The 25233-nt window shown below is 69.0% G+C and carries 23 protein-coding genes; 11 read left to right on the top strand and 12 right to left on the bottom strand.

Annotation, left to right across the window (positions count from 1 at the left end; all coding sequences use genetic code 11):
* The first annotated feature begins 111 nt into the window (after nt 1-111).
* Nucleotides 112-2148, top strand: coding sequence for an elongation factor G (locus tag ACFW16_RS21535; protein WP_380308790.1), 2037 nt, complete (start codon nt 112-114; stop codon nt 2146-2148).
* 98 nt (nt 2149-2246) lie between these two features.
* Nucleotides 2247-2801: a UDP-4-amino-4,6-dideoxy-N-acetyl-beta-L-altrosamine N-acetyltransferase gene (pseH, locus tag ACFW16_RS21530; RefSeq protein ID WP_380308788.1), complete on the top strand. Its 555-nt coding sequence runs from the start codon at nt 2247-2249 to the stop codon at nt 2799-2801.
* 5 nt (nt 2802-2806) lie between these two features.
* Here pseH and ACFW16_RS21525 read toward each other — a convergent pair whose 3' ends face one another.
* Complete coding sequence (locus ACFW16_RS21525; RefSeq protein WP_380308786.1) at nt 2807-3646, bottom strand: hypothetical protein; 840 nt, start codon at nt 3644-3646, stop codon at nt 2807-2809.
* 146 nt (nt 3647-3792) lie between these two features.
* Between ACFW16_RS21525 and ACFW16_RS21520 the strand changes: the two genes are divergently transcribed.
* From ACFW16_RS21520 to ACFW16_RS21500, 5 genes are all read left to right on the top strand, one after another.
* Entirely contained in the window at nt 3793-4884 is a 1092-nt protein-coding gene (locus ACFW16_RS21520; RefSeq protein WP_380308784.1) for a hypothetical protein, read from the top strand.
* A 13-nt stretch (nt 4885-4897) separates the two neighbouring features.
* Complete coding sequence (locus tag ACFW16_RS21515; protein WP_380308782.1) at nt 4898-5305, top strand: hypothetical protein; 408 nt, start codon at nt 4898-4900, stop codon at nt 5303-5305.
* A 293-nt stretch (nt 5306-5598) separates the two neighbouring features.
* The gene (locus tag ACFW16_RS21510) at nt 5599-6459 is read left to right on the top strand and encodes a hypothetical protein (protein ID WP_380308780.1); all 861 of its coding nucleotides are present in this window, start codon (nt 5599-5601) and stop codon (nt 6457-6459) included.
* Between the two features lie 40 nt (nt 6460-6499).
* Nucleotides 6500-7081 carry a helix-turn-helix domain-containing protein gene (locus tag ACFW16_RS21505; protein ID WP_380308778.1) on the top strand — a complete coding sequence of 194 codons (582 nt, stop codon included), beginning with the start codon at nt 6500-6502 and terminating at the stop codon, nt 7079-7081.
* An 8-nt stretch (nt 7082-7089) separates the two neighbouring features.
* Nucleotides 7090-7629 carry a GNAT family N-acetyltransferase gene (locus tag ACFW16_RS21500; protein WP_380308776.1) on the top strand — a complete coding sequence of 180 codons (540 nt, stop codon included), beginning with the start codon at nt 7090-7092 and terminating at the stop codon, nt 7627-7629.
* Nucleotides 7630-7723: 94 nt separating this feature from the next.
* On the opposite strand, the gene ACFW16_RS21495 is transcribed toward ACFW16_RS21500, so the two are convergent.
* Nucleotides 7724-9289 (bottom strand): alkaline phosphatase PhoX, encoded by a 1566-nt coding sequence (locus tag ACFW16_RS21495; protein WP_380308774.1) that lies wholly within the window; start codon nt 9287-9289, stop codon nt 7724-7726.
* A gap of 386 nt (nt 9290-9675) precedes the next feature.
* Here ACFW16_RS21495 and ACFW16_RS21490 point away from each other — a divergent pair, with 386 nt between their 5' ends.
* Both ACFW16_RS21490 and ACFW16_RS21485 read left to right on the top strand, forming a co-directional pair.
* Complete coding sequence (locus ACFW16_RS21490; protein WP_380308772.1) at nt 9676-11544, top strand: adenine deaminase; 1869 nt, start codon at nt 9676-9678, stop codon at nt 11542-11544.
* A 54-nt stretch (nt 11545-11598) separates the two neighbouring features.
* Nucleotides 11599-12981, top strand: coding sequence for an NCS2 family permease (locus tag ACFW16_RS21485; protein WP_380308770.1), 1383 nt, complete (start codon nt 11599-11601; stop codon nt 12979-12981).
* 6 nt (nt 12982-12987) lie between these two features.
* Here ACFW16_RS21485 and ACFW16_RS21480 read toward each other — a convergent pair whose 3' ends face one another.
* The 9 genes from ACFW16_RS21480 to ACFW16_RS21440 form a co-directional block, all read right to left on the bottom strand.
* Nucleotides 12988-14970 (bottom strand): hydantoinase/oxoprolinase N-terminal domain-containing protein, encoded by a 1983-nt coding sequence (locus ACFW16_RS21480; protein WP_380308768.1) that lies wholly within the window; start codon nt 14968-14970, stop codon nt 12988-12990.
* Nucleotides 14971-15076: 106 nt separating this feature from the next.
* A complete protein-coding gene (locus tag ACFW16_RS21475) occupies nt 15077-15490 on the bottom strand; it encodes a hypothetical protein (RefSeq protein WP_380308766.1) in 414 nt (137 codons plus the stop codon).
* Between the two features lie 123 nt (nt 15491-15613).
* Nucleotides 15614-16444: a carbohydrate ABC transporter permease gene (locus tag ACFW16_RS21470; protein ID WP_380308764.1), complete on the bottom strand. Its 831-nt coding sequence runs from the start codon at nt 16442-16444 to the stop codon at nt 15614-15616.
* A gap of 14 nt (nt 16445-16458) precedes the next feature.
* On the bottom strand, nt 16459-17388 hold the full coding sequence (locus tag ACFW16_RS21465; RefSeq protein ID WP_380308762.1) for a carbohydrate ABC transporter permease: 930 nt from the start codon (nt 17386-17388) through the stop codon (nt 16459-16461).
* Nucleotide 17389: 1 nt separating this feature from the next.
* Complete coding sequence (locus ACFW16_RS21460; RefSeq protein WP_380308760.1) at nt 17390-18721, bottom strand: ABC transporter substrate-binding protein; 1332 nt, start codon at nt 18719-18721, stop codon at nt 17390-17392.
* Between the two features lie 50 nt (nt 18722-18771).
* A complete protein-coding gene (locus tag ACFW16_RS21455; RefSeq protein ID WP_380308758.1) occupies nt 18772-19428 on the bottom strand; it encodes a GntR family transcriptional regulator in 657 nt (218 codons plus the stop codon).
* Entirely contained in the window at nt 19425-20324 is a 900-nt protein-coding gene (locus tag ACFW16_RS21450) for a dihydrodipicolinate synthase family protein (RefSeq protein ID WP_380308756.1), read from the bottom strand. Before ACFW16_RS21450 ends, ACFW16_RS21455 begins: the two co-directional genes overlap by 4 nt.
* Before the next feature lie 200 nt (nt 20325-20524).
* Complete coding sequence (locus tag ACFW16_RS21445) at nt 20525-21250, bottom strand: hypothetical protein (protein WP_380308754.1); 726 nt, start codon at nt 21248-21250, stop codon at nt 20525-20527.
* Between the two features lie 463 nt (nt 21251-21713).
* Nucleotides 21714-22118: a winged helix-turn-helix transcriptional regulator gene (locus tag ACFW16_RS21440; protein WP_380308752.1), complete on the bottom strand. Its 405-nt coding sequence runs from the start codon at nt 22116-22118 to the stop codon at nt 21714-21716.
* Between the two features lie 98 nt (nt 22119-22216).
* Here ACFW16_RS21440 and ACFW16_RS21435 point away from each other — a divergent pair, with 98 nt between their 5' ends.
* Nucleotides 22217-23104, top strand: a complete 888-nt coding sequence (locus ACFW16_RS21435; RefSeq protein ID WP_380308750.1) for an NmrA/HSCARG family protein — start codon at nt 22217-22219, stop codon at nt 23102-23104.
* 308 nt (nt 23105-23412) lie between these two features.
* On the opposite strand, the gene ACFW16_RS21430 is transcribed toward ACFW16_RS21435, so the two are convergent.
* Nucleotides 23413-24312: a LysR family transcriptional regulator gene (locus ACFW16_RS21430; RefSeq protein ID WP_380308748.1), complete on the bottom strand. Its 900-nt coding sequence runs from the start codon at nt 24310-24312 to the stop codon at nt 23413-23415.
* 117 nt (nt 24313-24429) lie between these two features.
* On the opposite strand from ACFW16_RS21430, the gene ACFW16_RS21425 reads away from it, so the two are divergent.
* Entirely contained in the window at nt 24430-25047 is a 618-nt protein-coding gene (locus ACFW16_RS21425; protein ID WP_380308746.1) for an FMN-dependent NADH-azoreductase, read from the top strand.
* Nucleotides 25048-25233 lie beyond the last annotated feature (186 nt).

Raw genomic sequence — 25233 nt, 5'->3', positions numbered from 1 at the left:
CGGGGCTGTGCCGATCGTCGCGAAAGTGACATCCTGGCCCTCCAAAGGCGCCCGCGTGATCGGGCCATCGCCCGGTCGGCACGGCGGGCCCGTGCAGAAGGGAGGATGCGCATGCCGCAGGAACGCCCTGCCCCCAGATATCGCAGTGCGGCCCTGGTCGGGCCGTATTCGAGCGGCAAGACCACACTGATGGAGGCGCTGCTGCACAGCGCCGGCGCGATCCCGCGCAAGGGCAGCGTGGCCCAGGGCAACACCGTGGGCGACGCCTCGCCCGAATCCCGCGCCCGGCAGATGACGATCGAGCCGAATCTGGCCTCCTGCCGCTATCTCGACGAGGACTGGACCCTGATCGACTGCTCCGGCTCGGTCGAGCTGGCGCAGGACGCGCTGGCCGCGCTGATGGTCACCGACATCGCCGTGGTGGTGGCCGAGGCCGATCCGGACCGCGCCGTGATCCTGGCGCCGCTGCTGCGCTTTCTCGACGAGCACGAGATCCCGCACATCCTGTTCATCAACAAGATGGACCGGTCCGGCATCCGCATGCGCGACCTGCTGGCCGCCCTGCAGCAGGTCTCGACCCGACCATTGCTGCTCCGTGAAGTTCCGATCCGCGACGGCGACAGCGTTTCCGGCTATGTCGACCTGGTCAGCGGCCGCGCCTACAAATGGCGCGAGAACCAGTCCTCCGACCTGATCGAGGCGCCCGGCGACATCAAGCCGCGCCAGGACGAGGCGCGCCAGACCCTGCTCGAATCCCTGGCCGATTTCGACGACGCGCTGCTGGAGCAGCTGCTGGAGGACAAGATCCCGGCGCCCAAGGAGATCTACACCCAGCTGACCCGCGACCTGCAGCAGGACCTGATCGTGCCGGTGTTCTTCGGCTCGGCCGAGCACGGCAACGGCGTCATCCGGCTGTGGAAGGCGTTGCGCCACGAGGCGCCGTCGCATGAGGCGGCGGCGATGCGGTTGGGCTACGACGCCCAGGGCGGCTTCGCCGCCACCGTGTTCAAGACCCAGCACCAGCCGCACACCGGCAAGCTGAGCCTGGCGCGGCTGTGGAGCGGCCGGCTGGCCGACAACAGCAATCTCGGCAGCCGCCGCATCTCCGGCCTGTACCGGCTGAAGGGCGGCGAGAACCAGAAGCTGGCCGAGGCCGGCCCCGGCGAGATCGTCGGCATCGCCCGGCTGGACGACCTCGCCACCGGCCAGACGCTGCGCGCCGACGGCATGGCCGAGGCGACCTGGAACTGGCCGAAGCCGGCGGAGCCGGTGCACGCCGTGGCCCTGTCGCTGTCCGACCGCAAGGACGACGTCAAGCTGACCACCTCGCTGGCCAAGCTGTGCGAGGAGGACACGGCCCTGTCGGTCCATCATGTCGAGGCGACCGGCGAGCTGACCCTGGCCGGGCAGGGCGACATCCAGCTGCAGATCGCGGTCGAGCGGCTGAAAAGCCGGTTCAACGTCGCCGTGACCACGGTGCCGACCCGCACCGCCTATCGCGAGACGATCCGGCGGCCGACCAGGCAGCATTCCCGCTTCAAGCGCCAGACCGGCGGCCACGGCCAGTTCGCCGACATCCAGGTCGAGATCCGGCCGATGCCGCGCGGCAGCGGCTTCGCGTTCGAGAACAAGGTGGTCGGCGGCGCCGTGCCGAAGAACTACATCCCGGCGGTGGAGGCGGGGTCGCGCGAGGCGATGAGCCGCGGCCCGCTGGGCTTTCCGGTGGTCGACATCGCGGTGGCGCTGACCGACGGCCAGCACCATTCGGTCGACAGCTCGGACCAAGCCTTCCGCACGGTGGCGCAGATGGCGATGGCCGAGGGGCTGGCGAATTGCGACCCGGTGCTGCTGGAGCCGATCCAGGCGGTCACGATCGCGGTGCCGGCGGAATACACCGCCAAGGTGCACGCCATCGTCTCCAGCCGGCGCGGCCAGATCCTGGGTATGACCGCGCGCGAGGGCTGGACCGGCTGGGATCTGATCGATTGCCAGCTGCCGGAGGCGGAGATGCATGGCCTCGCGGTCGAGCTGCGCTCGGTCACGCTCGGCGTCGGCAGCTTCACCGCCCGCTTCGACCATCTGCAGGAGCTGATGGGCCGGATCGCCGAGCAGGTGGTGGAGGAGCGCCGGCGCGCCCTGGCGGCATAGGCCGACAGGATCCGCCCGATCGCCCGCCGCGGCCCTTGGCAGCGGCGGGCGGCCCGTCCTATCACAGCACGGATGACGATGATCGGGGGGTCGCGGGAATGCTGAGCCTGAGGCGGGTGGAGCCGGGGGATTCCGACCGGCTGTTCACCTGGCGGAACCTGCCGCATGTCGCGGTCCACCAATACACCGACCATGTCATCACGCGGCCGGAGCACGATGCCTGGTTCAGCCGCGCCCTGGCCGACCCGCGCCGGGTCTACTGGATCATACAGGACGGCGGCGAGCCGATCGGCCTCGCCAACCTGGTCGACATCGACCAGCAGAACAGCAAGTGCTCCTGGGCCTTCTATCTCGGCGCCGGCGAGCTGCGCGGCAAGGGGATTGGCAGCTGGGTCGAGCTCAAGGTGCTGGATCATGTCTTCCTCGAGCTGAAGCTGAACAAGCTGTGCTGCGAGGTGCTGACCAGCAATCCGGGCGTGGTGCGGATGCACAAGCGCTTCGGCTTCCAGGAGGAGGGGCTGCTGCGCCAGCATGTGCACAAGGGAGGCCGGTTCCTCGACGCCCATGTGCTGGGTCTGCTGCGCGACGAGTACCTGGCGCAGCGCGACGCCCTGGTGACGATGCTGCGCGAGCGCGGGGTGCAGACCGAGTAGGCCGCCTATCGGGCCTGCGCCGTGGCCGCAGGGCTTTCGGCGGAATCCACGATCACCAGCATGTTCCCGGCCAGCGGCGACGGGGTGCGGTCGGGGCGCAGCACCGCGTCGTAGCGGGGATCGGCCTTCGCCGCCGCCTCGTAGTCGACGTCGAGGATGCCGTTGCGGTCGATGAAGACGTTCATCGGGCCCGGCACGCGGATGCATCCCTTCGAGGCCGGCCGGCCGAGGCGCTGCTCGAGATACTCAGGATCGGTGGCATGCAGCAGTAGGCGAATGGTCGACTCGCGACCCTCCGCCTCCCAGCCCCGCTCGGCGGTCTGCCAGCCGAAATCCCACACCCGCATGCCCGCGAGGCCGAGGCCGCGGATGCCGTTCGCGTTGAAGGTGCCCTCGGCGCGCCAGTCGAGGATCTCGTCGGTGTGCAGGAACACGCCGGTCGGCGTGATGAAATAGCCGTTCCGGCCTTCCTGCCCGGTCGAGACCTTGGTGCCGCCGAGGCTCTGCCAGCCGCCGGAGGGTTGGGCCAGCAGGATGCGCATCTCCTGCACGGCGGGGTTCCGGTCCACCACCACCATCAGCTGCGGCCGGCGGATGGCGCGGCCGCCGGCTGTGATCTCCGCCTGCGCCAGGGCCGCCCATCGCCGCTCGCCGTCGGGCGCGTCGGTGATCCGGCCGGGCACGTCCCGCGCCAGTGCGGCCTGCAGACGGGTGACCTCGCCGCCGATATCGGCGGACGGGCCGGCGGTCGCCGTTCCGGGCATCGCTGAACTGGGGGACGGCGCCCGATCGCATCCCGCGATCAGGAGCGACAGGGCGGCGGCAAGCAGGAAACGCGCGGACATCGGATCTGCACAATCGCAATGGCAGAGAACTAGAAGCGTCCGATTATCTTTGTTCCGCTTGATCCTTTATAACATCGATCATGTGGAATTTCAGCGGGATATTGGGGGTGGTAAAGCAGGACGAAAGTTCAGCCCGGCGGGTGACCATGCTGCGCCGGATTCCGCTTCGATCGTGCCTCGCCGGGCTGCTGGTTCTGGTGATGGCCGTCGCCGCCCCGGCGCAGCAGCCGGACGGCGGTGATGCGGGCCGCGCCGCCCAGGCCGGCGGCGTGCTGGCGCTGCTGTCGGCGGATGCGGTCACCCGCCACACGCTGGCGATCGACGGCCGGACGCTGGCCTACACCGCCACCGCCGGGACCATGCCCCTGTACGACCAGGGCGGCGATCGCTCGGCCGCGATCTTCACCACCGCCTATGTCCTGGACGACGCGCCCGCCGCGACCCGCCCGGTCACCTTCGTGTTCAACGGCGGGCCCGGCGCCGCCTCGGCCTATCTGCAGCTCGGCCTGGCCGGGCCGCGGGCGGTCGGGCCCGATTTCGCGCGGGACCCGGCCCGGGCGCGGCTGCAGGACAACCCCGACACCTGGCTGGCCTTCACCGACCTGGTCTTCATCGACCCGGTCGGCGCCGGCTGGAGCCGGGCCGCCAAGCCCGACAAGGCGGCGGATTTCTGGAGCGAGCGCGCCGACGCCCAATCGCTGGCGAAGGTGATCGCGCTGTATCTGGCGCAGAACGGCCGCGGCGCCTCGCCGAAGTTCATCCTGGGGGAAAGCTATGGCGGCTACCGCAGCGTGAAGGTGGCGCGGGCCCTGCAGCGGGAGCAGGGAATCCTGGTCAACGGCATCGTCATGGTCTCGCCCTTCACGGAAGGCCGCCTGACATTCGGCGCCGACCGCTTCGCGCTGGTGGCCGCGCTGCGGCTGCCCTCGCTCGCCGCCGCCGAGCTCGACCGCCGCGACGCCTTCACGCCGGACGCGCTGGCCGCGGCCGAGCGCTTCGCCCTGACCGACTACCTGACGACCCTGGCCGGGCGGCCGCCCGAGGGCGATGCGGCCGACGCCTTCCATACCCGCGTGGCCGGTCTCACCGGAGTGTCGCCCGAGACCGTCGCCCGTTCGCGCGGCTTCATCGGCGACGCCTATCTCGACCGGGCCGGCGAGGACGGAACCGAGATCGCCAGCGCCTACGACGCCGCCTTCCTCTCGTCCGACCCGTTTCCCGGACTCTCCGGCGGATGACGGCCTCGACCCGGTGCTCGACGGCTATACCCAGGCCCTCGGCGGGCTGTTCGTCGGCCATGCGCGCGACGCCCTCGGCTTTCGGACCGTGCTGACCTTCAACCTGCTCAACCGCGAGGTCGCGCGGCAATGGAAGTGGGAGGCGCGCGGCATCGGCCAGGCCAGCATCGAGCGGGACCTGCGGGAGCTGCTGGCGCTCAACCCCGATCTCGACGTGCTGATGGCCCATGGGCGCAGCGACATCGTCACGCCCTATTCGGTCAGCCGCTACCTGATCGACCACCTGCCGCCGCTGGGGCGCGAGGGGCGGGTGCGGCTCCGGCTCTACAAGGGCGGGCACATGTTCTATTTCGACGCCTCTTCCCGCAGCACCTTCACGGCCGAGGCGGCCGCCTTCTACCGCTCGCAGGCATCTCCCTGACTCCGCGGCCGCGCGCCCGGGCACCCCCCGGCGCCGTGCCGGGGCGGGTGGCCTGATCAGGGTGATGCCGTGGCGCAGGGCATAGGCGGCCTGGCGCTGGAATTCGGCTTGGAGAGGTCACGCTGCCGGTGAGGCTGACATGGAAATCGGAGACGCGTCGCCGTTGATGTCGCCGGAGCCGGGCGTGCCGCTGCACCGGGGATTGCCCGGCCTTCGATTCACCGCCGCCCGGCCACGGCTTCGCCGCAGATCGGGACCGATGATGCGGCGCTGGATGTCTCGGGGGAGAGATCATGCGCGTTTTGTCGAAGTTCCTGGCGGCCGGGCTGCTGCTGGCCCTGGCTGCCTGTGTCTCGTCGCCGCCGGCGGTGCAGGAGGTGACGCGGCATCAGGAGTTGACGCCTGCCTATGCCCTCTCGCCGGATGCCGCCGACGGGCTCGTGCCGCAACCCTCCGCGACGGTCCCTCCGCACCGGCCGGGCGAACCCGTCCGGCCCGAGGTCGTGGAGCAGGAGTGGCTGGGCACGCGCTGGGGCGAGGAGATCCGGTCGCCGATCCGCTTCGTCAGCCTCGCACGCCTCCGGCCGGACCGGCCGGAGGTCCGGGTGACGATCCGATATGACGGCCGGCGCAGCGCGGCGATGGGGCCAGTCAGCACCGTCCGCCGGCTTGCGGTCGCGGACGGTATCGTCGAGTTCTCGGTGCTCGGCGCCGGGGGCAGGCCGATGCAACTCACGCCCACGAGCGGCGGAGACCTGCGCCTCCAGGGCCGGTCCGGCGATCTCTACCGGCTGGCCTTCACCAACCAGGGCCGGCGGACGGTGGAGATCGTGGCGACGGTGGACGGGCTCGACGTGCTCAACGGCCGGCCCGGCACCATCGCCAATCGCGGCTATGTGGTCAGCCCGGGCGAGCGGCTGGTGATCGAGGGCTTCCGCAAGAGCGAGGACGAGGTGGCGGCGTTCCGCTTCTCCGCGCCGGACCAGGCCTACGCCGCCAACACGCCACAGGGCGACCCGCGCAACATCGGCGTCATCGGCGTCGCGCTGTTCACGCTCGACGACCCGGCCAACGAGGTCGTCGCCGTCTCGCCCCGGCCGTTCCCGGCCGATGCGCCGCGCGACCCGCGTTTCGCGCCGCCGCCGACGCCGTAATCGCTTGCTCAATTCTCATCATCGGGATAACTTCCCGATCATGAGAAACGATCTCGCCAACGAGCTGGAGCCGGTGGACGCCCGCCTGGCCGCGCGCCTCGCGGCGTTGCGGGCGGAGCAGGGCTGGTCGCTGGACGTGCTGGCCGAGCGCAGCGGCATCAGCCGGGCGACGCTGTCGCGGCTGGAGCGCGGGGAGACCAGCCCGACCGCCTCGCTGCTCGGCCGGCTCTGCACCGTCTATGGCCGCACCATGTCCGGCCTGATCGCCGAGGTCGAGACCGATCCGCCGCAGCTGCTGCGCCGGGCCGAGCAGCCGGGCTGGACCGATCCCGAGACCGGCTTCCGCCGCCGCAGCGTCTCGCCGCCCGCCGCCGGCTTCCGCGGCGAGCTGGTCGAGGGCATGCTGCCGGCCGGCGCGATGGTCAGCTACGACACGCCGCCGATCCACGGCATCGAGCAGCATGTCTGGATGCTGGAGGGGGAGCTGGAGCTGCTGGTCGACGGCGTGGTCCACCGGCTCGGCCCGGGCGACTGCCTGCGCTATCGCCTGTTCGGCCCGACCCGCTTCCACTGCCCCGGCCCGCAGCCGGCCCGTTACGTCATCGCCCTGTGCAAGCCGTGAGCGCCGCCATGCCCGACACCGCCCTGTCCCCGGTCACCCTGGCGGAGGTCGCGCCCGACGGCCTCGCCGCGCATCTCGACGACCTCGCCCGGGTGCTGCAGGACTGCGTGCTGGACGGCGCCAGCGTCGGCTTCGTGCTGCCCTTCGCGGTCGAAGCGGCGCGGGAGTTCTGGCTGGGGCTGGAGCCGGCCTTCCGCAGCGGCGCCCGGCGGCTGATCGTGGCGCGGCTGGACGGGCGCACGGTCGGCACGGTGCAGCTGGTGCTCGGCATGCCGGCCAACGGCTGCCACAGGGCCGAGATCGCGAAGCTGCTGGTGCATCCATCTGCCCGACGCCGCGGCATCGCCCGCAGGCTGATGCTGGCGGCCGAGGACCTGGCGCGCCGGCATGGGCGCACCCTGCTGCTGCTCGATACCCGGCGCGGCGACAGCGCCGAGGCGCTGTATGAGAGCCTCGGCTTCCGCCTCTTCGGCATCGTCCCCGGCCACGCCTGCTCGCCCGCCGGCGTGCTGGAGGACACCAGCTACATGTTGAAACAGCTGACGTAGGTTGGGTTCGCGTGAGCGAACCCAACTGGTGCGCCGGCGTTGAAATGTTGGGTTCGCCGACGCGAACCCAACCTACGTCGCCCGACGTGACGGATCAGAGCGGGCCGCGCTCCCACGGGCCGGTGATGGCGAAGGTGATGCCCGGCGTCTGGATGTTGACGAACAGGGTCCGGCCCTCCGGGCTCCAGCATGCGCCGGCGAACTCGCTGCTGCGGTAGTCGCCCTCGGCGATGGTCTTGCCGGCATCGGCGATCTGGCCGGCGGTCAGCTCGACATTGTTCTTCAGAAGGTAGAACGGCGCGCCCTGGCGAGTCAGCGCGACCAGCCGCGTACCCGGGCCATAATTGTCCGGGCTGCCGGCCGGCGCCGCGTCCGGGTCCTCGCACAGCACCACGCCGCCGCGCGGGCTGACCGTGACGTTGTCCGGGTTGTGCGCCGCGATCTGGCTGTCGCTGACGAACAGCGCCCGCAGCCGCTGGGTGAACAGGTCCAGCACCCAGACCGCGCCGTAGCCGCGCCCGAGCCGGCCGCTCGGCTCCTTGCCCGTGCTGGTGTCGACGATGAACATGCGGCCGTCGGCGTAGAAGATGCCCTCGCCGCGGCTCATCCGCAGGCCGCCCTCGGCCCAGCTCTGGGCGAACGGGCCGCTCAGCGTCTCGCCGGTGCCGATGTCGGGAAAGCCGATCGGCGCGGTGACCGCGTCCATGTCCGGCTGCTCGATGTCGATCCACTCCAGCTGGTAGTCGTCGCCGACATGGGCGACCACCAGATCGGCGTTGGGCTTGCGGCGGACGCGCGCCGCCTGCAGCCGGCCGCCATGCTCCAGCGCGCCGTACCGGCCCGACCGGTCATTGGGGATGAAGCGGTAGAGGCCCGACTTGTTGCGGTCGTCCTCGGTCAGATAGATGATGCCGGTGCGCGGATCGATCGCCACCGCCTCATGGCTGAAGCGGCCCATCGCCGTCAGCGGGCGGCCGGTGGTGCGCTCGGCCTCCGGATGCACCTCGAACACATAGCCGTGGCGGCGGCCGGCGGTCGATTTGGCGTTGGTCTTGACCTCCTCGCAGCTGAGCCAGGTGCCCCAGGGCGTGCGGCCGCCGGCGCAGTTCTGCGTGGTGCCGGCCAGGCTGGCTTCCGCCGACACCCAGCGGCCGTTGCGGAAGCGCAGCGTGGTGGTGCCGCCGCCGGCGCGCGAGCCGCTGGTGTCGATCGTGCCGGTGTCGTAGGTGCCCGGCGCGGTCATCGAGGTGGGGGCGGCGCTGATCTCGTGGTTGCGGACCAGGATCAGCTCGTCCTCGCGGCCATGCCCATGGCCGTGGCCGAAGCCGAAATCGAACCAGCGGCCGCCCTTGCCGTGCATCACTGCCATGCCGTCATGCGCCCGCGGCACCGGCTGGCCGTCGGCCAGCCGGTCGCCGGTCCAGGAGAAGGAGCTGTAGCGGAAGCCCGGCGGCAGCAGCAGCAGCGGCAGGCCGGTGCTCTCGTCGGCGGCCGGGGCGAGGGGGCCGTAGGGGCTGCGGACCGGGGCGGTCCAGTTCTCGCCGGTAGCGGCGGCCTGCGCCTGGCGCTGCGACAGCGCGCCCAGGCTGCCGATCGCGCCCAGGGCGAGGGCGGCGCCGCCGCCCTGGAGGACGAGGCGTCGGGAGGTGGGGATGGACATGATCGTCTCCTGCTGGCTGTCCGTCGACCTGGGCCCTGCGAACGCCTGCGGCGAAAGACGGCTGCCTCAAGTCAAGGGAATCACTGACAGGCGAGCTATATCCGAGGTTCGATAAACTTTTGTTAAGGTGACTTGATTTTGCAGAGCAAATAAAGTCAAAGTCGGGATTGTGTTTCATATTTGTTTCTTTTTTACTGCATTTCGAATCTCGGATTGTCCCGCCCTCCTTGATTTCGAGCTGGCCCTGGGGCGCAAAGGCAAAGGGGCCCAGCCATCCCTTGGCCGGTGCCGGTCCCGGGAATTTCACCAGCGATCCGCGGAAAAGGGACTGGCGAGCCTTCCCGGGGAGGGGTAAAGGTCGGACATACGCATTTCGGAGACCGGCCATGGCGACCTCCTTGCCCGACGACCTGTTGATCGGCGCCGAGGACGAGGTGGCGATTCGCCAGGACCTGGTGCTGACCGCGCTGGGCAAGCGACCGGCCGACACGCTGCTGCGGGTGGGCCGGCTGCTCGATGTCCACACCCGCAGCTGGCGCGACGACCAGGAGATCGCGATCAAGGGCCGGCGCATCGCCTGGACCGGCCCGGCCGGGAGCTATCCCGGCACCGCGATGCGGCGGGTGGAGAAGCCGGGGCTGGCGGCTGTGCCCGGCTTCGGCGAGGTGCACAAGCACATCGAGAGCACGCATCTGACACCGGAATGGGAGGCGGCGCTGGTGCTGCCGCGCGGCAACACCTGGACCTGCGAGGCCAGCCACGAATTCTCCAATGTCGACGGCCCGAACAACCTGGCCTTCTGGTTCGAGGCCCGGCGCCGCGGCTCGCCCTTGAAGATCTTCCCGCTGCCCGGCTCGGCGGTGCCGCCGACCGCCTATGAATGGGGCGGCGGCTGGTACGGCTATGACGAGCAGAAGGGCTTCCTGAAGGACAGCCTGATGGTCGCCGGGCTGGACGAGGTGATGGACTGGCCGGCGGTCTGGAACCCGGAGAACCCGTCCTATCCGCGGCTCTGGGGCATGATCCGGGCCACCTTCGAGCAGCGCGGCGTGGTCGAGGGCCACGGCGCGGGCCTGCGCGACACCACCGCGATCAGCGCCTTCGCCGCCGCCGGCCTGGCCTCCGACCACGAGGCGTGGACGCCGGAGGAGGTGTGGGAGAAGCTGGCCCACGGCATCTTCGTCGAGCTGCGGCCCTATTCGATGCCGGAGGTGATCCCCTGGCTGATCGAGAGGGGCCTGGCCGACTGGTCGCAGGTCGCCTTCACCACCGACGACCGCAGCGTCTCCGACACCTTCAAGCTCGGCGCCACCGACCACAACGCCCGGCTGGCGATCCGGCACGGGCTGGCGCCGGAGACCGCGATCCAGTGCGTCACCCTGAATCCGGCGCGGCATATGCGGCTGACTCCCTGGGTCGGCAGCCTGGCGCCGGGGCGCTACGCCGATGTGGTGCTGCTGTCGGATGTGGCGAGCCTGGAGATCGCCGAGGTCTGGTCGGACGGTCAGCCGGTGTCGGAGGGCAAGCGCTACACCGGCCCGGTGCCGGCGATCGACTGGCCGGGCTGGGCGCGGCAGACCGTCAACATCAAGCGATCCCTGACGGCGGCGGATTTCGCCCTGCCGGCCGTGCCGGGGCGCGACACGATGCAGGCGGCGCTGCTGCGGCCGTTCCACTGGGACGACGGCTTCATCATCGCCGAGCTGCCGGTGCGCGACGGCGCGGTGCAGCGCGATCCCGAGCGGAACATCACGAAATTCGCCATCGTCGACCGCTTCTCCGGCGACGGGCGGGTGGCGAAGATGTTCTGGCTCGGCTGCGGCCCGCGCACGGCGGAGACGGCGCTGGCCTGCTCGGTCGCGCATGACAAGCACAACATCTGGGCCGTCGGCTCCTCCGACGCTGCCATGGCGCTGGCGGTCAACATGCTGACCGCGCAGCAGGGCGGCTGGGCCCTGGTGCGCGATGGCGAGGTGCTGGCGACGGTGCGCTACGAGATCGGTGGGCTGATGAGCTGCCGGCCGCCGGAGGAGCTCGACGCCGAGATGCAGGCGCTCTACGCCGCGGCCGAGGGCATCGACTGGATGTACGAGCCGACCTTCCATCCGCGCTGGTTCCCGGGATTCCCGGAGCGGCTGATCTTCGCCACCCTGACCTGCGCGCCCTGGCGCTGGGTCCTGGTGGCGCCCTGCGAGCAGGCACCGCAGGGCTTCGTCAATGTGCAGAGCGGGGAGACCCACCCCGTCGTCTGGTAGGGGGACGCCGTTCCGATCGATCCGACCCGGCGCAGACCCGGGCGAGGGGGGCTCATGACCGTTTCCAATGTGCGGGCGTCGTCTACGGAGGGGGGCACGGGGGGCTGGCTCGACCGCCGCTTCAAGCTGTCCGAGCGCGGCAGCTCGCTGCCGCAGGAGGTGATCGCCGGCATCACCACCTTCGCGGCGATGGCCTATATTGTCGCCGTCAACCCGGCGATCATGTCCGCCGCCGGCATGGACCGCGGCGACCTGGTGATCGCCACGGCGCTCGCCGCGATCTTCGGCAGCCTGATGATGGGGCTGACCGCCAACCTGCCGCTGGCCGTGGCCCCGGCGATGGGGTCCAACATCGTCTTCGCCTATGTGATGGTGAAGCAGATGGGCATCCCCTGGCAGGGGGCGCTGGCCATGGTCGCCGTCACCGGCGTGATCTTCCTGGGCCTCAGCCTGTCGAAGCTGCGCGAGAAGGTGGCGAAGGAGGTGCCGGACGCGCTGAAGATCGGCATCCAGGCCGCGGTCGGCACGCTGATCGTGTTCATCGGCCTGCGCGGCGCCGGCTTCATCGTCGCCAACCCGAACACCTATGTGGCGATGGGGTCGCTGGCCAGCCCGCCGGTGCTGCTGACGCTGGCCGGCATCCTGGTCACGCCCGTGCTGGTCGCCCGCGGCGTGCCGGGGGCGCTGATCCTGTCGATCGCCGCCCTCACCGTGATCGGCTTCTTCGTGCCGCTGAAGGACGACGGCACCATGGTGACGTCGCTGCCGGCCGCGGTCTTCGCCCTGCCGAAATGGCCGGAGAGCACCTTCCTGGCGCTCGACTTCAGCTACCTGGTCTCGCACTTCGTGGTGGCCCTGCCGCTGATGTTCTACTTCCTGTGCGGTGAGTTCTTCAGCACCCTGGCGACGCTGATCGGCGTCACCGGCGCGGCCAATCTGCGCAAGCCGGACGGGTCGATCCCGAACGCCACCGCCGCCTTCTCGACCGACGCCACCGCGACCATCGTCGGGCCGCTGCTCGGCACCTCGGTGGTGACGGCCTTCATCGAATCCGTCGCCGGCGTCCAGGCCGGCGGCCGCACCGGGCTGACCTCGGTGGTGGTCGCGATCGGCTTCGTGCTGGCGCTGTTCATCTGGCCGGTCTTCGTCATCATCCCGCCCCAGGCCACAGCGCCGGCGCTGGTGGTGGTCGGCATCTTCATGCTGCAGGGGCTGGCGCGAGTCGACATGTCGGACCTCGCCAACGCCGTGCCGGTGGTGCTGATGCTGCTGGTGACGGTGCTCAGCAACAACCTGATCAACGGCATGGCGATCGGCACCTTCGCCTACATCCTGCTGTGCCTGGCCCTCGGCCGCCGCTCCGGCGTCACCCCGGTGGTCTGGGGCTTGGGCGTGATCTTCGTGCTGTTCTTCGTCGTGACGAGCCGACTGATGTAGGCCGGCTCACCCCATCCGCGGCCGGCCTGCAGCGGTGGCGGTCACGGTGCTCTCGACGAACAGGTCGAGGCCGCCGGCCATCGACACCACGCGGTCGGCGCGGGTGACGGTGACCGCCACCTCCTGCCCGCCGGCCTCGCGCGCCAGGGCCTCGGCCCGGCCGTGCGCCTCCGCCTCGGCGTAAGCCGCAGCTTCTTCCAGGCTGCCGAAGGTGCGGATGCCGGCCGGGGCGTGGACGCGGAAGCGGCCTTCCTCCGGCGCGGTAATGGTGACGACGGCGCGCTGCAGCACGCCGCTGGCCACCGCGCCGATGGCGTTGGTGACGCCGGCATGCTGCGGCACCACGCTCTCGGTGCCCAGGCGCCGGGCGATCTCCGGATAGTAGGTCGCGGCCGAGGCGCCGATGCCGACCAGCGGCAGGCCGAGGGTCAGGGCAGGGCGCAGCAGGGCAGGGGCCGGGGCGTCGCCCGCCACGGCCCGGCGCGGCAGCAGGCCGCGCGCCTCCCGGGCCGGGTCGGCCACCCCGTCGCGGGCCAGCGCGGCCTCGACCAGGGCGAGCGCGCTGTCGGCGGTCAGCCGTTCCAGCACCGACCGGGCGAAGGCTTCGGCGTCTGCCGGCGGAGTCCAGCCCGGCTCGGCCGGACGGCGGGCCCACAGGGTTGCGCCCAGCAGCGCCGCGTCGCGCGACCAGCCGCCGTGCAGACCCAGCACATGGGCGGCGTCGGTCGGGGTGAAGCCGGACAGGATCACCAGCCCGCGCGCCACCAGCCGCTCCAGCGGCCGGTCCAGCAGATGGCTGGTCAGCACCGTCTCCAGCGGCTGCGGCCCGTCGGCCAGCACCTGCCAGATCCGCTGCTCCTGCGGCGACAGCGTCTCGGCGTCGAACGCGCGCAGGCGCAGGGCGAAGCGGCCATCCAGGCTTAGGCCCTCGGGCCGCTCGGCCTGGCGGCGCAGCGCCGCCAGCATCTCCGGATGCTGGTGCGCCAGCAGGCTCAGCGGCACCGACCGGCGCGGGCCGACGGCGAGGCCGATGCCGGGCTCGATCCGCACCTCGCTGTCGCCGCCGAGGCCGAAGGTGCGGATCTCCACCGCCTCGACCATGGTGCGCCAGCCGCCGACCTGGGCGCCCTCGCGGTTCAGGAGGGGGCGGCCGTCCTTCAGGATGGCGATGTCGGTGGTGGTGCCGCCGATATCCGAGACGAAGCAGTCGTCGCGGCCGGTCAGCCAGCGCGCGCCGACCACGCTGGCGGCCGGGCCGGACAGCACGGTCTCGACCGGCCGGGCCAGGGCGAAGCGGTCGGCGATCAGCGACCCGTCGCCCTTCACCACCATCAGCGGCGCCGCGATGCCGCGGGCGTCCAGCCGGCCGCGCACGGCCCGGATCAGCGAGGCGGTCAGCGGGATCAGCCGGGCGTTCAGCAGGGCGGTCAGGGCCCGCCGCGGCGCGTCGAGGCCGGAGGTCAGCTCGTGGCCGCAGGTCACCGGCCTGCCGGTCAGGTCGCGCACCAGGTCGCGCACCGCCAGCTCATGCGCCGGGTTGCGCACGGCGAAATAGCCGGCGACGGCGAAGGCGGTGACCGCCGGGGCGTGCTGCAGGATGGCGGCGCGGACGGCCTCGAGGTCGAGCGGCGCCTGCTCCTCGCCGGTCGACCGGTGCCCTCCGGCCACGGCCGCCACCGGGTCGCCGCCGATCGCCGCGCGCAGCCCGGCGCGGTCCAGCGCGGCCTCAGGGTAGCCGATCAGGATCAGGCAGGCCGGGTTGCCCTGGCCCTCGACCACGGCGTTGGTGGCGAGGGTGGTGGACAGGCCGACGAAGGCGATCTCGGCCGGGTGCTGCTCCAGCACCGCGTCGATCGCGGCGCCGATGCCCAGCGCCAGGTCGTGCTTGGTGGTCAGCCGCTTGGCGGCGGCGACGACGCCGTGGTCCGGGTCGAACAGGACCGCGTCGGTGAAGGTGCCGCCGGTGTCGATGCCGAGGGAGAGGGACAAGATGGACCGCACCGAAAGTGTTTTCTCGGATTAGGACAAGGCCTCTCGCGCGGCAAAGCTTTTCGGCATGCGACGGGGACAGGCCCGGCAGCGGCCGACGCCGGTCCTACGCGTTCGCGGCCGCCAGATCCTCCGCATCGTCGAGATCGGCGTCGAAATCGACCAGGTCGTAGGTGTCGCCGTCCAGAGCGGCGGCTTCGAAGTCCTCATCCGACATGTCGAACAGCATGGCCAACGCCTGGCCGGCCACCGCGATCCGGTCGAACTCGTCCCCGGTCGGCGGCTCGCAGCTGACCGTCAGGCACTCGATGACCTGCTGCAGCACCCAGCGTTCCTGGGCCGGCGGCAGGTCGGTGTCGGACCAGGTCTCGCGGACAGCCCGCAGCCGGTACAGGATCTCGGACGCGTTCTGCCGCAGGGACAGGATCTCGTCCTGGCGGCTGGCCAGGGCGGTCCGGATGGAGGCCGCGGGCGCCGTTGCCGGCAGGGCCCGATCGTCGGCGATCTGAATGACGGACATGACACCATCCCCCGAGCCATTGGCTTCAAATGAGCATGACTATATACCTACAAATTACGGCATTTTATCTAATTTGCAAGTGATCCAATTGGGGTGGTCCGCCGATCGCGCGAGGGCGGTCGGTCAGCCGCCCTTGACCGCACCCGAGGTCAGGCCCGCCACGATCTGCTTCTGGGCGACCACGGTCAGCACCAGCACCGGCACCACCACCACCAGCGCCGCGGCCGAGAGCGGCCCCCAGCTGACCTGCTCGAAGGTCAGCGAGTTGTAGACCGCGACCGGCAGGGTGCGGGTGGTGCGCCCGGCCAGCACGATGCCGAACACGAAGTTGTTCCAGGAGAAGATGAAGGACAGCAGCAGCGCCACGGTGATGCCGGGTCGGGTCAGCGGCAGCACGACGTGGCGGAACACCTGCCAACGGTTGGCGCCGTCGATCCGCCCGGCCTCCTCCAGCTCGATCGGCAGGGCCTCGAAGTAGGAGATCAGGACCCAGATCACGATCGGCAGGGTGATCACCAGATGGGTGATGATCTGCGGCCACAGCGTGCCCATCAGCCCGAGCCAGCGGAACATCAGGAACAGCGGGATCAGGTAGCTGAGGCCCGGCGTCATCCGCGCGATCATGACGACCACGGACAGCTTGGTCGCCCTGGCCCGGGCGATGCCATAGGCGGCCGGCGCACCGATCACCAGGCCGATCAGCGTGGCGGCGCCGGTGACGATCAGGCTGTTGATGAAGTAACGGCCGAAGGAGTTCTCGGCGAAGACCTGGGCGTAGTTGCTCCAGGCCAGGGTGGTCGGGATCAGGACCGGCGGGTAGCTGATGTTGTCGACCTCGGGCTTCAGCGACAGCGACAGCATCCACAGGAAGAACAGCAGCGCCGGCGACACGATCACCAGCACGGCGAAATACAGCGCGGCGCGGCGCAGAATTTTCGAGAGGGGGCGGGACATGATCTGGAGCCTCCTCAGGTGGCCGCGAGCTTGGCGCGCTGGCGCAGCCACAAGAGCGCCAGGGACATGGCGACGACGATGCCGAAGAACACCACCGCGATCGCCGAGCCGTAGCCGATGTCGTAGAAGGTGAAGGCCTGGGTGTAGAGGTAGATGTTGATCGTCTCCGACGCCGTGCCCGGGCCGCCCTGGGTGATGGCGTAGATGATGTCGAAGCTCTTCAGCGCGTCGATCGAGCGGATGATCACCGCCACCATCAGGAAGGGCGAGATCATCGGCAGGGTCAGGTAGCGGAACTGCTGCAGCCAGCTGGCGCCGTCGATCTGGGCGCTCTCATAGGGCTCGGCCGGCAGGGCGGACAGGCCGCCGAGCACGATCAGCATGACCAGCGGCGTCCACTGCCAAGTCTCGACCAGCACCAGCGACGGGATCACCGTGCCCTGGTCGAACACCCAGAGCGAGGGCGGCAGCCCGACCAGGCTGAGCAGGTAGTTCAGCACGCCGAGCTGCGGGTGGAACATCATGGTCCAGACCAGGGCGATGGCGACCGGGGTCGCCATCATCGGCATGATCACGATGCCGCGGGCCAGGCCGCGCAGCGGGAAGCGTTCGTTGAACACCAGCGCCGCCGCCAGGCCGAGGACCAGCGGCAGCAGCACGGAGAGGACGGTGTAGACCAGCGTGTGCCACACCGCCTCGCCGAAGCGGGCGTCGGCGAACAGCCGGACGTAGTTGTCGAGGCCGATGAAGCCGCCGGCGCCGGTGGCCTGCCAGTCGTGCAGGCTGACCCAGCCGGTGAAGGCCCAGGGGAAGACGATCACCGCCCCGACCACCAGCACCGCCGGCAGGATGAAGGGCAGGTAGGTGCGCAGGCTCGGCGCGACGGCATTCGGCCGCCGCGCCCGCACCCGTCGTCTTGCCCCGGCGTCCGCGGCTTCGATCACCTCAGGCCTCGCTCTTGTCCAGGATCGGCTTGAACTGCTCGGTCGCCTTGGCCAGCTCGGCCGCCGGGTCGGCCCCGCCGGCGATGTTGGTCAGGGCGATGCCGAAGATGTCGCGGAACTCGGTCACCGGCACGATCACCGGCAGGCCGAGCTTGCTGACCTTGGACGAGCCGACGACGGCGTCGATCCAGTCGGCCGGCAGGGTCACGCCCTTGCGCACCTCGGCATCCTCCAGGATCGAGCTGCGGAACGGCACGCCCGAGCCGCTCTGCAGCAGGTCGGCCTGTACCGTGCGCGACACCGCCCATTGGCAGAACAGGAAGGCGGCCTCCTTGTTCTCGCTGCCCTCGGCCACGCCGATGCCGTCGCCGAAGGTGGCGGAGGCCTGGGCCTTCGGGCCCTTCGGCATGACGCCGTAGCCGGTCTTGCCGACCACGCGGGACAGCTTCGGATCCTCCAGCGGCTTGGCGAAGCCGACACCGTCCAGCCACATGCCGATCTTGCCCTGCAGGAAGGCCGACTGGCATTCGTTCCAGTTGAAGCCGGCGACGCCCGGAGGGGCGGCCTTGGTCAGCAGGCGCTGGTACAGCTTCGCCGCCTCGACCGCGCCGTCGGAGGTGGTGGCCAGGCTGCGATCGTCGGCCAGCGGAGCGACGCCGTTGCCGAGCATGAAGGAGGTCCAGACCGGGACGTTGGCGTTCTTCATGCCGCGGGCGACGAAGCCGTAGGTACCGGCGGCCGGGTCGGTCAGCGCCTCGGCGGCGGACACCAGCTCCTCGAAGCTGGTCGGGTATTTCAGCCCCTTGGCCGCGAACAGCTCCTTGTTCCAGTAGACGATCCAGTAGTCGACGCTGAGCGGCAGGCTGCCGATCGCGCCGTCGGCCGCGGTGGCATAGGCCAGGCCGGCGCCGGAGAAGTCGTTCAGGCTGACCGCCGGGTCGGCGAGGGCGGGGTCGGCCAGGAACGGCCGCAGGTCGGCCAGCCAGCCGCCCTTCTCGAACATCCGCTTCTGCACGTGATAGCTGAGATGGATGACGTCGAAGCTCGGCGCGCCGCTGTTGAACTCGACCACCGCCTTCTGCCGCTGCTGCTGCTCCGGCGTCTGCTCCAGCCCGACATCGATGCCGGTCAGGTCGGTGAATTCCTTCAGGTTCCGGGCGATGGTCTCGCTGCGCGGGCTCTTGACCAGGTTCACCTCGATATGGGTGCCGGCATATTTCTTCCAGTCCGGCGCGGCCCAGGCCGGACGGATCCGGGGCAGGGCGCCGGCCGCGGCCGCCGCCGCGGTGCCGGCCAGCAGCGACCGGCGGCTCAGAGTCAGTATGGATGCCATGATGTTCCTCCCTTGATTGGTTGAGCCGGGCTTGGCCCGGCCGGCTTGCGTTATAGCCCGAGGGCGCGGTTGCGGGCGTTGGCGATATGCGCCGTCATCGCCTCGGCGGCGCGGACCGGGTCCCGGCTCGCGATCGCGTCGATGATGCCGAGATGCTCCTGCATCACCGGCACGACGAGGCCGGCGATGCCGGTCAGCTCGCGCCGGATCAGCCGGATCTTGATCGAGTTGACGCGATAGGCCTTGGAGATGATCTCGTTGCCCAGCGCGTCGATGATGATGTCGTGCAGGCCCCAGTCGGTGGCCTGGGCGTCGTCGACCACCTGCGGCGTGGGACCCTCGCGCTCGACCCGGGCGATGATCTCCTCGTGCTGCGCCCGCAGCACCGCCAGGCCGCCGTCGGTCACCGAGCGGGCGAAGGCGGCGGTCGCCTCCTTCTCCAGGAACAGCCGGAACTGGTAGGCGTCGCGGATCATGGTCAGGTCGATGTGCATGATCTGCATGCCGCGCTGCGGCACGGTCTTGATCAGCCCCTCGGCCTCCAGCCGCGGCACCAGCTCGCGGATGGCGCCGAGCGGCATCTGGGTCAGCGCCACCAGCTCGCGCTGGGAGATGAACTGCCCGGCGTGCAGGTTGTTGGCCAGGAGGTGCTGGGTGAAGCTGTCGTACGCCTTCTCGCGCAGCTTCAGCGGCTCGCCGTCGCTCATCCGGTCGCCGCCATCGCCGTGAACAGGCCGTCCGCCGCGGCGCCGAGCCGGGCCGCCTCGGCCGGCGACAGCGGCTGCAGCGGCGCCCGGGTGGCGAGCCAGGTGCGGTCGCCCGTCCGGTGGGCCACCAGCGCCTTGACCGCCGGGATCACCGGATAGTCCAGCAGCGCCGCGACCAGGCGGTGGATGCGGTCGTCCTCACGCCCCTCCTGCACCAGCGGCAGCATCGCCTCCGGGTAGATGTTGGCGATGCCGGAAATGGCGCCCTGGCCGCCGAGCCGGACCGCGGCGGCGAGACAGCGCTCGTCGCCGATCAGGATCGCCAGGTCGCGATGCTGGGCCAGCAGGGCCTGGGCATAGTCCCAGCTGCCGGAGGAGTCCTTGACGCCGCGGACCACCTCGGGGAAGGCGGCGCGCAGCCGGCCGATCAGCTCGACCGACAGCGGCACCTGGGTGACGCTGGGGATGTGATAGAGGATCACGCCGCGGGCGGCGGCGCCGAGCTGCTCGAACACCCGGGCGAACCAAGCGAACAGCCCGTCGTCGCCGACGCCCTTGAAGTAGAAGGGCGGCGGCAGCAGCAGCGCGTCGGCCCCGAAGTCGAGCGCCATGCGTGCCTGCGCCACGGCGTCCTCGGCCGCGGAGGCGGCGATGCCGCCGACCAGCTGGCGCCCCTCGATGCCGGCGCCGGCCAAGGCGCCCAGCACCTGCTCGCGCTCGGACAGGGAGAAGGCGGCGCCTTCGCCGGTGGTGCCGAAGGCGGTGACGGTGCGGCAGCCCTGCGCCAGGCACCAGCGCACATGCGCGACGAAGCGCGGGAAATCGACGCCGCCGTCGGGCCGGAAGGGGACGGTCAATGCCGCGGAAAGGCCGAAACGCTCGCCTGGCTGGGGCACGTCCATCTCCCTGTCGTCTGCCGCGTCGGTTGCATGCGGCCAGTGATGTCAATCTGACATGTCAGTCGTAGCGCGCCTGTCCGCAGGCGTCAACATGTCGAACAAAAGATCGAAGAGGGCAGGGCAAATCACCTCTTCCGCCACGCGGGAAAGGCAGGACAATCCGGCTCATGACCAGGAGGGAACGCCGGAAGCGGCGCTCAGCTGCTGTCCGGCTTCGCAGGCACGGATGGCGGGCGGCCGTCGTCGAACTCGTCCGGCTGTTCAGGCCAGTCGTCTCCGGTGTCGGGATTCACAGCAGTGACGTCGGTGCCCGCATCGGGCGGGCTGCCGGAGGCATCGTCATCGGCCTCGAGGACATCGTCCCAGCCCTGCGGCAGCCGGCTCGGGTCCAGCCGGCGGCCGAGCCAGCGGCAGATCTCGCGCACGAATTCGTCGGGCGGCAGCGTGTCGATGCGGACGTCCAGGACCTCGTCCTCGGTCAGCCTCTCCCACACATCGGCCCGCAGGCGTTCGGTCGCCTCGGGATCGACGGTCCCGCCGACCCCGGCGAGGTCCGCCGCCTCGGCGGCCGTGACTGCCTCGACCACCGCCTGCACCGCCTGCTCCCGCCGCCGGCGGCGGCGCTCCAGCGCTCCCGACTTCTCGGCTTCGGCCCGGCGGTGCAGGTGTTTGCCGCGGACCCGCTCGGCCATGGCGATCGACAGGCGGATCGAGCGGGACAGGCGCGACTGCATCAGCGCGAAATCCGGCGCCGCCTCCCGCCCCGCCGGCATCACCGACTGCTGCTGCAGGGTCATCCGCTTGGACCGGATGTCGATGTCGACCACATCGCGCAGCTTCTCCAGCGCCCATCCCGTCCAGTTCAGGTCGGGATCGGCCGGCCGGGCCTCGTTCGCGTCGCGATCGGTCTGCGCCATGCTCATGGAACATATCATGAACAAAATCGCAAACCAATGCAACCGGAACATTCTGTCCGCCACGCGAGACGATCGTCAGCGGCATCAATCCGGACCGGTTCGAGTCATCAGTGGAATATAGCCGGGCGCGGGCTTTGGCAGAGCGCCGATGGTCCGGAATGGTCGTCAGCGGAAGTTGATGCGGCGGAATTGCCTGGACATAGCAGTTCGAATCCCTCGCGGCCCGCCAAACACCGCCGATTGCCCTCTATGGCGCGATATCGCCGCCGGTTCCCGCATCGCCACCAAGTGGCATGGTGAACCGCCGATTCTACGCTACAGCCCGATATATCTTGAGGCCACAACGGCAACTGTCGACCCCAAGTCGGCCGTCCAGGGCAACGATCGACGATGCTGAAAGCGGGCGTAGCCGAGCGTTGCTAACCTGGACCGATATCTGAGCTTCTCAGCCAATTTGGGGGATTTGGATTTATAACTCCGCCTGGTCGTAAGCGCGCCGGCGCGCCTTGATGGAGTCCAGATTGTCGTGGACCCAGAAATTAAATCCCTCAAGGGCGCGCAAAGCTCCGTGGCCGATCTCTGTCAGCTCGTACTCGACACGCGGCGGCACTTCGGGGAAATAGTGACGTACGACAAATCCTTCGCGCTCGAGATTGCGCAGCGTGAGCGTCAGCATCCGCTGGGTGACTTCGCCGACCTCTTTTCTCAAAGCTGAAAATCGGAGCCGATGATCCTTCGCGAGCGAAAGACGCCAAAGAACCGGCAGAGTCCATTTGTCACTCAGCAGGCTGCAGACCCCGTTTGACGGGATGGGTCTGAAGTGTCTGTCGTTCTCCGATCCGCGCAATGTGCCGGCATCGATCTCTTTGTCCAAGAGTATCATCCTTGTGCCTGATGCTGAAAAATGTGCCGTCTTCCGACGGAGCATTATTCGTATATATGGATGACCCTTGTTTAACGCGAGGGTTTCAAGTGACCAATAGCAAGCACCCCATTCTGGTTTTCGGCGCTACCGGAAGGCAGGGAGGATCAGTCGCCAAAGCCTTGTTGAAGGCGGGATGGCCTGTTCGCGCACTCGTTCTGGATTCCACCAAAGCTGCATCGCTGCAATTGCGGAATGCAGGCGTCGAGCTTGTGCAGGGTTCATTTGAAGAGACCAATGTAATCCGCACAGCGATGAAAGACGCTTACGGTGTCTTTAGCGTACTGCCAGCCAACCTGGCCGCCGAGGACGAAGTCCGTCATGGCATTTCGATTGCAGATATCGCTGGTGAAACCGGCATCAACCATTTTGTCTACTCGTCGGGCGCCAGCGTGGGGAATGAACTGACAGGTGTTCCGCGTTTCGACGCCAAGCCTCGTATCGAAGCACATGTTCGGGAACTGGCCATGACTACGACCATAATCCGGCCGATGATTTTCATGGAAATGCTGGTGCGACCCGGCTTCGGTCTGGATGAGGGTCGGTTGGTGTCCCTGATTCGACCGGAGCATTCCATTCAGCTTACCGCCGTGGAAGACATCGGCAGGTTTGTTGCTGCAGTGTTCGCCGACAGGCCCCGTTTCGGCGGCAGGACGCTTAAGATCGCGAGCGACCGCCTGACCGGGCGCGAGCTTGAGGCAGCCTTCAGCGAAGTAGCCGGTTGCCCGATAACCTATGAACGTTTTCCCGACGACGTTCTCGCTGCAAACGCTGATCTCGCGCATATGGCAAAGAGCCTGGAAGACGGGCCGCTTGCCGAGCAGGTCGATCTGAAACTCATGCGTGAAATCAATCCCGACCTGCTGACTTTCGCGTCCTGGCTTACTGGCAATGGGCGCAGGTCGCTTGATGAAGCCTTGCGAGCATCATCCTACTGACCCGCCTTCGTCCTCTCTAGGGTAATAGCGTTTCATAGTGGACTGGCAGGAAACCACCCCATTCGAGCCATTCGGTTGCAGTTCTATTTATGAGGGCTGTGGAGGATATAGCGTAGACGTAGTTCTCGGCTTCGTCGGCTTCGGCCCGCCATTAGCCGCTGATTGCCCCCTATGGCGATTTCGCCGCCGATTGCGTACGTCGGCGGCAGTGCGACTAATACCGAAGAGCCGACTTTGACCGCGTTCATCGCGGCTCTTCCGGTCTCTCTCAGGGATTAGGCGATACTGACGACAAGTGTTTGACCGGATCAGAGCGACAGCCGGACCTGCAGGTCGTCAAGGAGCCACCGGCCGGCCGGGCCGGGTTCATGGTCCGCCATGCGGGCGGCGTAGATGGTCAGGGCGTCTGCCGGGTCACGGGCATCTTCGGCCAGCTCGAGCCGAACCAGATCGCTGGCTGCGAGATGATCGGCAATCAGATGTTCCGGCATCCGGCACCAGCCGAAGCCGGCCAGTAGGAAATCCAGTCTGCGGCCGAGGTCGACAAAGCGCCACCGCGTGGCGCTGGCCAGGCCGTAATTGTTCGCTTCCCGATCGACCGGATCGGACAGGACGAGCTGGATATGGCGCTCCAGGTCGTCGCGGGTTGCCGGACGGCCAAGCGCTGCCAATGGGTGCTCGGCGCTGACCACGGGCGTCAGCGCCACGCGCAGCAGCGGCGAAGCCACGACGTCCTCGGGCACCACCGGCAGCAGCAGGCAGAAGGCCAGTGCGACGTCGCCGCTGCGCAAACGACGCAGCGCCCCGCCCAGGCCCTCGGTCGAGAAGCTGACGGGAAGATGCGGATAGACGTGGTGCAACGCGCGCAGGCTTTCGATGAGCGGGGCGGTGGGCACCAGCGGATCTATGGCCAGGGCAAGCTCGGGCTCGACCCCGCCTCGCGCGCCAGTCGCGACGGCTTCGAAGCGGGCCGCGCTCGAAAGCACCAGCCGGGCCTGATCGACCAGAACCCGGCCCGTTTCCGTCAGGCGGGGGCGATGGGTGCTGCGGTCAAAGAGCTGGACGCCCTGCGCGGCTTCCAATGTCGCCACCGACTGGCTGATTGCCGATTGCGCGCGGCGCAATTGCCGCCCGGCCGCCGAAAAGCTGCCGGCATCAGCAATGGTCACCAGGACGCGCAACTGGTCGAGGCTGAGACTGCCGATCATGATCCATCATATTAACCGATAGAGATGATCGCTTTATTATCGCTCCCGACGCTAGATTGAAAGCCCTATATCGTCCGCATCTGTTCCGGCTGTTTGGCCCAAAACCTTGAGGACGCCATGCCCAACCTTCTCGTTGTCGAAACCAGCGCGCGCGGCGAGGCTTCGATTTCCCGTCAGCTGACCAAACGCCTTGTCGCCAATTGGCTCGAGGTGCACCCGGATGGCGCGGTCGTGCGGCGCGACCTGGCCGTGGATGCGCTGCCGCACGTGACCATGCCGTGGTTATCGGCCTATTTCACGCCCCCGCATGCCCATACCTCGGACACGGCCGAGCAACTGCGCCTCTCGGACGCGCTGGTTGCCGAATTGCTGGCAGCCGACGAGCTTGTCATCGCCACGCCGGTCTACAACTATAATATCCCGGCCAGCCTCAAAGCCTGGATCGATCACATCGTGCGCAAGGGCGTAACGCTTGGCTTCGACGGCAAGGGACTGCTGACAGGCAAGAAAGCCACCGTGGTGCTGGCGTCCGGCGGCATCTATGGCGAGGCCTCGCCCATCGACCATCTCAATTTTGCCCCGCGATACCTCAAGGCCATTCTCCACGTCCTCGGCATCACCGACGTGAGGATTATCCATGGCGAAGGTGCCAAGGCCGTGGATATGGGTGAGGCAACGATGGACACGTTCATCGACGCCGTCATTCCGAAACTCAATAGCCCTGCGGCAGCCTGATTGATCGGGAGTATGCGGCCCCCCGATGGAGCCGCTTGCTTCCACCGAGTTCAGGCGTGCCGCAAGATCGTCGCTGCCCACCCCAACTGTTGTACGCGTGATGTGGAGGCCGCCTGCCGTCGGAGGAGAGGAGGCTCCAGGATGGTGTCCACCATCAGCGTTGGTGGACACCATGGTGGAGTGGAG

Source organism: Inquilinus sp. NPDC058860, assembly GCF_042743185.1.
Lineage (GTDB): Bacteria > Pseudomonadota > Alphaproteobacteria > DSM-16000 > Inquilinaceae > Inquilinus.
This window is presented reverse-complemented; position numbering and strand designations above follow the sequence as displayed.